Annotated in this window: 1 protein-coding gene; it reads left to right on the top strand. The window is 74.5% G+C overall.

Annotated features, from left to right (window positions below; genetic code table 11):
* Nucleotides 1–160 precede the first annotated feature (160 nt).
* Nucleotides 161–955 (top strand): TIGR04222 domain-containing membrane protein, encoded by a 795-nt coding sequence (locus GT030_RS03900; RefSeq protein WP_161199849.1) that lies wholly within the window; start codon nt 161–163, stop codon nt 953–955.
* Nucleotides 956–1,183 lie beyond the last annotated feature (228 nt).

Genomic DNA, 1,183 nt, shown 5'->3' on the forward strand with positions numbered 1-1,183 from the left:
CCCGGCCCGGCCGCGCGGCTGGCCAGGCGGGTGCTGTCGGGGCGGCGCTGATCACCCTCCCCGACCTGCGGGAAAAGCGGAACGTCACATACCGGTAACGCTCTGTCCGGATAGTGAACAAGCCATGGTTTTTCAGGGGCCGTTGACATAGAAAAACCTCATGTTCTGGGTCCTTCTCCTGCTTCCGGCCTGGGCCTTCGCCGCCATCGCCTGCACCCGGCTGTGCCTCGCCGCCGTCCGCGCGACCGCCGCGGACCGCGCGGCACGGGCCGACGGCCACGACCGTGACCTGACGCTGTACGAGACGGCGTTCCTCTCCGGCGGCCCCTCCCGCGTCGCCGACCTCGCCATGGTCCGGATGGCCCGGCAGCGCCGGCTGCTGCTCGCGCACACCGGCTGGGCCACCGTGGTGGACCCGCGCGGGCGGGACGAGATGGAACGTTCCGTCATCGGCGCGATCGGCCCGCAGGGACAGTCCCGGATCGCTCCGGTGCGGGCGGCCGCGGCCGGTACGGAGGCCGTGCAGCGGCTCGCCGACCGGCTGATCGCGGCCGGGCTGGCGGTCCCCTTCGACACCGGGACGACCGTGGCCGCCGGGGTGCGCCAGGTGCGGGCCGCCGCTGTGGCGGTGCTCGCGCTGGGCACGACCGCGCTGCTCATGCCGATCCCGGCGGACCTGCCGCGTTTCCAGATGGCGATGTGGTTCGCGCTGCCCCTGGTCCTCACCCTGAGCTGCCTGGCCATCGCCCGCGTCGAGGTGCACCCGTACCCGCGCTGGGCCTCCCCCGCCGGGCAGCGGCTCCTCGGCGAGGTGGCCCGGCGTCCGGCCGGGGACGGCGACGAGGGTTCCTTCCTCGTGCGGCTCGCGATGCGGGGCGTGCGCGCGCTGAACGAGCCCGAACTGCGGGCCGCGTTCACGCACCGCGATGCGCCGGGGGCGCACAGGGAGCACTGACGCCGACACCCGCGTGCCGGTGCTTGCCCTTCCCGAGGCCTCTTCCGAAACATCCCTTCTGTCGCCGCCGGGCCATGGCAGCCGTGCCATCGCCGCCGCGCACCGAAGGGATGTCCGATGAGAGCTGCCGCCCTGTACTCGGCCGCCGGTTCCTTGCTGCTGACCGGGCTCGCCGTGACCCCGGCCGACGGCACCCCCGGCGCGGCGGACGCGGCCGAGCTGCGCGGC

Source organism: Streptomyces sp. SID1328 (assembly GCF_009865595.1).
Lineage (GTDB): Bacteria > Actinomycetota > Actinomycetes > Streptomycetales > Streptomycetaceae > Streptomyces > Streptomyces griseoluteus.

Coding starts and splice junctions, on each gene's coding strand:
- GT030_RS03900 (WP_161199849.1), top strand. CDS start 161: ATGTTCTGGGTCCTTCTCCTGCTTCCGGCCTGGGCCTTCGCCGCCATC.